Genomic DNA, 4,059 nt, shown 5'->3' with positions numbered 1-4,059 from the left:
CCGCCGAGCGCCACCTGGGCGGCGTAGCCCGAGAATTCCTGGCCCAGCGAGACCGGGGTCGCGTCCTGCAGGTGGGTCCGGCCGATCTTGACGATCGATTCGAACGCCTTGGCCTTGGCGTCCAGCGCCGTGTGCAGGTGGGTCAGCGCCGGCATCAGCCGGCCGCTGATCTCCCGGGCGACCGCGATGTGCATGGCGGTCGGGAAGGTGTCGTTGGAGGATTGGCCGCGGTTGACGTGGTCGTTCGGGTGGATCGGCGTCTTGCCGCCACGCTTACCCCCCAGGGCCTCGTTGGCGAGGCTGGCGATGACCTCGTTGGCGTTCATGTTCGACTGCGTGCCCGAGCCGGTCTGCCAGACCACGAGCGGGAACTCGTCGTCGTGTCGGCCGGCCACGACCTCGGCGGCGGCCGCCGCGATGGCGTCGGCGAGCTTGGGCTCCAGCGCGCCGAGATCCTTGTTCACCAGCGCGGCGGCCTGCTTCACCAGGCCCAGGGCGTGGACCAGCGGCGCCGGCATGCGCTCGGTGCCGATCTTGAAGTTCTGGATCGAGCGCTGGGTCTGCGCGCCCCAGTACCGGTGGGCCGGGACCTCGATCGGCCCGAAGGTGTCGGACTCGGTGCGGGTGGCGGTTCCGGTCTCGGTGGGCGACATCGTGGCCTCTACGTTTGGTGCAGTGCGGTGCCTACTTAAATGAGGCGCGGATGAATCGCGATGCCGGTTTTTCCCCGGCGCCGGACAAGCGCGGGGCTCTGTTCCCGCCGGATAGGGAGCCGATGAGCGCGACGATCGACCGAACCGACCGCGATCTGGCCGAGGGCGCGTCCGCGCGATTCCGCCCGCCCGTGCCGCGCCCGCTGCGCGAACCGCTGGGCCTGTTCGAGTTCCTCCGGGCCGCCCGCAAGAACCCGATCACCACCTGGATGGACGTGCACTTCAAGGAGCCGGTCGTGGCCGCCGAGGGCGCGATGGGCCGGATCACCGTGGTCAGCGATCCGTCTTTGATTCGCTACCTGTTGGTCGAGAACGTCGAGGGTTACCGCAAGGACGACCTGCAGCGGCGGGTGCTGGCGCCGGGCCTGGGCAACGGTCTGCTCAGCGCCGAGGGCGACGAGTGGCGGCTCCAGCGCCGGACGCTCGCCCCCATCTTCAACGCCCGCACGGTCCAGGGCTTCTCCGATGCGATGAACGCGGCGGGGGCCAAGCTGGGACGCCGCCTCGCCCGCCGGGGCGGCAAGAAGGTCGACGTGGCGCTGGAGATGACCCGCGTCACCCTCGACGTGCTGGAGCGGACGATCTTCACCCAAGGGCTGCCGGGCGATCCCGACGCCCTGGGCCGCGCGATCACGCGGTTCCTCGAGGCGGTGGGGCCGATCGACCCGCTCGACGTGTTCGGGGTGCCCGACTTCGTGCCGCGCATCGGCCACCTGCGGGCGCGGCCGGCCGGGCGCTTCTTCGCCGAGGTGGTCGACGAACTGATCGCCCGTCGCAAGGCGGCGATGGCGCAGGGCGATGCGCCGCGCGACCTGCTGACCCTCCTGCTCGCCGCCCAGGACCCCGAGACCGGCAACGGGCTGTCAGACCTCGCCGTGAAGGCGAACATCGTCACCTTCATCGCGGCCGGCCACGAGACCACGGCCAACTCGCTGACTTGGGCACTCTACTGCCTGTCGCAGGATCCGGCCGCGCAGGCGCGGGTCGAGGCCGAGGTCGACGCCGCGGGCGCGGGCGACTTCGCCGTCGAGCAGTTGCCCTACACGCGGGCGGTGATCGAGGAGGCGATGCGCCTGTTCCCGCCGGTGCCGTTCCTCAGCCGGCAGGCGACCCGGGACGACCGGCTCGGCCGGATCAAGATCCCGCGCGGCTCGCTCGTGATGGTGGCGCCCTGGGTGCTCCACCGCCATCTGACCTTGTGGCAGGACCCGGAGGCTTTCATGCCGGAGCGGTTCCTGCCCGAGAACCGCGACGCGATCCCGCGCTTCGCCTACCTGCCCTTCGGGGCCGGCCCGCGGGTCTGCATCGGCCAGAGCTTTTCCATCCAGGAGGCGGTGATCGTGCTGGCCCATGTGGTCCGGGCGGTGCGCTTCCACCTTCCGGCGGACCACCCGCCGGTCAGCCCGCTCCACCGGGTGACGCTGCGGCCGGAGCATGGGTTGCGGATGGAGGCGGAGCTGCGGGGCTAAAGGCGGCAGGCACCAGCTCTCAGCGCGCGCCGGTCTCAATCACCTCGGCGCGCTTCGAGCCGGCGCGTGTTGCGATCGTAGATGCGCGCGGCCACGAAGAGGCCCCCGAGGCCGAGCACCGACATGGCGACGGCGATCATCAGGATCTGAAGGGCATAGCTCTGGGGCATCCAGCTACTCCTCGGCGCGCAGAAACACCCGAAGCGCGATCTGTCCGATCAGATGTAGGATGACGGACGCGAGCAGGAAAGCCCAGCCGTTGTTGGTGAACACATCCGCGGGATGCTGAACCAGCGGACTGATGAACGCCGTTCCGAGCGTGAGGATCGCCGTAGCGTTGAAGAAGGTCGCGATAAGCTTCACGCCTTCGTCGAAGCGTTTCGCGCGATGCTTGCGCTCCGCCGCCGACAGGATCGGCTGCACGACAGTCTCGTCCACCGATGAAGCCCTGGGCCGTTGATTCGGCCCGGAGAGTTCAGTTCTTCTTCCGGAACGCGTCTAGGCTCACCACCTCGGCGCTGCCCTCCTCGCCGTCCTTCTTGGCGGCGGGGCGGGGAGCCTTCTCGTCGGGCTTGTCGCCTTGCGCGGCGGGGGCCGGCAGGCCCTTCGGGGCGGCCGAGCCGATCGTCGCGAGCCCGGACCCCTTGGGCCGGACCTCACTGGGCTCGGAGCCCGCCCCGCGCGGGCCGGCCTTAGCCGGGGCGGCGTTGGCCTCCTCGGGCACTTCGCCGGCCTCGGTGAGGTCGAACTTCAGGCCGAACTGCACGGACGGGTCGAAGAAGCCCGACAGGGCGTCGAACGGCACCAGCAGCCGCTCCGGCACGCCCGAGAAGGACAGGCCGACCTCGAACGTGTGCTCGTGGACGCTGAGGTCCCAGAACTGGTGCTGCAGGACGATGGTCATGTCCTGCGGGTATTTCTCGCGCAGGGCCTGCGACATCCGCACGCCGGGCGCCTCAGTCCGGAACGAGACGTAGAAGTGATGGTCTCCCATCAGCCCGTCCCGGGCGGCATCGGTCAGCACCTTGCGGACGACGCCGCGGAGGGCGTCCTGCACCAGGAGATCGTAGCGAATCAGGTCGTCTGCCATCTGCGGTCGCGCTCTAGCCCGGTCTGCGCCCGGCGCCCCGCCGCGGATGGCCGGACCGAGGAAATGAGTGACGGCTTCTGGTGCCGGGCGCCTTCATGCCCCGCCTCTGCGGCGAGAACCGCGAGGACTTGAGACCGATCTTGGAGACCGCTTACGCGGCCCCCGCCACCGAAGCAAAAGTGTCGTTGGCAACTCTTGCAAAGGCCCGATAACGGCGGAACCATGCCGAACGAAAGATCAACCCTTACGCCGTCGTCGAACCTGCTTCGCCCCCGCCTGAGACCAGTCGAACTCCGTTGGCCTTGCGGCCATCGGTCCTGGGCTCAGGTGGAGGCGCCGGGTACCGCCCCCGGGTCCGATCGGTTTATTGCGAAGATCGTTTATCGCCATAGCCGGCCTCGCGACCGGCTCCCAAGATATAGAGGGGATCGGTCCGGTTTTGAAGCCCGATCGTGTCGCGCCACTGTCTCAGGGCGAACCTCTTGACCAGGCTGTTGCCGGAAGTGCGCAGTCGAGCGTCCCCGCGCCCGTGCTCGACCGGATCTGGGGGGTGATCTGGCGGCTCGCACTGCTGGTCGGCCTCGTGATCGTCTATCTCGGCGCCGCGAGCCTGCTCTCCCTGGTGACCGTCCGGGTCGGGTTCGACCTGTGGGCGGGGATCGATCCGTTCCTGCCGACCGAGCGCCGCCCGTTCCTCGGCGCCGTGGACCTCGCGCACCGCGCCTTCGCGGTCGATGCCCTGCGCCAGATCTACCTCGCCGCCCTGGTGCTGGGCGGGGCCTGGTGG

At 69.6% G+C, this 4,059-nt stretch carries 5 protein-coding genes, 1 other RNA gene and 1 pseudogene; 2 read left to right on the top strand and 5 right to left on the bottom strand.

Annotated features, from left to right (window positions below; all coding sequences use genetic code 11):
* A partial coding sequence (locus tag FV228_RS22245) for a lyase family protein (RefSeq protein ID WP_246693991.1) occupies positions 1-653 on the bottom strand: 653 nt, incomplete at its 3' end.
* Positions 654-775: 122 nt separating this feature from the next.
* Between FV228_RS22245 and FV228_RS22240 the strand changes: the two genes are divergently transcribed.
* On the top strand, positions 776-2,182 hold the full coding sequence (locus FV228_RS22240; protein ID WP_147856591.1) for a cytochrome P450: 1,407 nt from the start codon (positions 776-778) through the stop codon (positions 2,180-2,182).
* Between the two features lie 35 nt (positions 2,183-2,217).
* On the opposite strand, the gene FV228_RS34845 is transcribed toward FV228_RS22240, so the two are convergent.
* From FV228_RS34845 to ssrA, 4 genes are all read right to left on the bottom strand, one after another.
* Complete coding sequence (locus FV228_RS34845; protein WP_279596777.1) at positions 2,218-2,352, bottom strand: hypothetical protein; 135 nt, start codon at positions 2,350-2,352, stop codon at positions 2,218-2,220.
* 4 nt (positions 2,353-2,356) lie between these two features.
* Positions 2,357-2,605 carry a hypothetical protein gene (locus FV228_RS22235; protein ID WP_238260008.1) on the bottom strand — a complete coding sequence of 83 codons (249 nt, stop codon included), beginning with the start codon at positions 2,603-2,605 and terminating at the stop codon, positions 2,357-2,359.
* Positions 2,606-2,657: 52 nt separating this feature from the next.
* A complete protein-coding gene (locus FV228_RS22230) occupies positions 2,658-3,272 on the bottom strand; it encodes a ClpXP protease specificity-enhancing factor SspB (protein WP_147856589.1) in 615 nt (204 codons plus the stop codon).
* A 66-nt stretch (positions 3,273-3,338) separates the two neighbouring features.
* Positions 3,339-3,720, bottom strand: a transfer-messenger RNA (tmRNA) gene (ssrA, locus tag FV228_RS22225).
* Between the two features lie 81 nt (positions 3,721-3,801).
* Between ssrA and FV228_RS33335 the strand changes: the two are divergent.
* Positions 3,802-4,059: pseudogene (locus FV228_RS33335) on the top strand (CPBP family intramembrane glutamate endopeptidase); the annotation flags it as partial.

The organism is Methylobacterium sp. WL18 (assembly GCF_008040015.1).
Classification (GTDB): Bacteria; Pseudomonadota; Alphaproteobacteria; order Rhizobiales; family Beijerinckiaceae; genus Methylobacterium; species Methylobacterium mesophilicum.
This window is presented reverse-complemented; position numbering and strand designations above follow the sequence as displayed.

What these genes read in the sequence shown, in the direction of transcription:
- FV228_RS22240 (WP_147856591.1), top strand. Translation starts at nt 776, where the DNA reads ATGAGCGCGACGATCGACCGAACCGACCGCGATCTGGCCGAGGGCGCG.
- FV228_RS22230 (WP_147856589.1), bottom strand. Translation starts at nt 3,272, where the DNA reads ATGGCAGACGACCTGATTCGCTACGATCTCCTGGTGCAGGACGCCCTC.
- FV228_RS34845 (WP_279596777.1), bottom strand. Translation starts at nt 2,352, where the DNA reads ATGCCCCAGAGCTATGCCCTTCAGATCCTGATGATCGCCGTCGCCATG.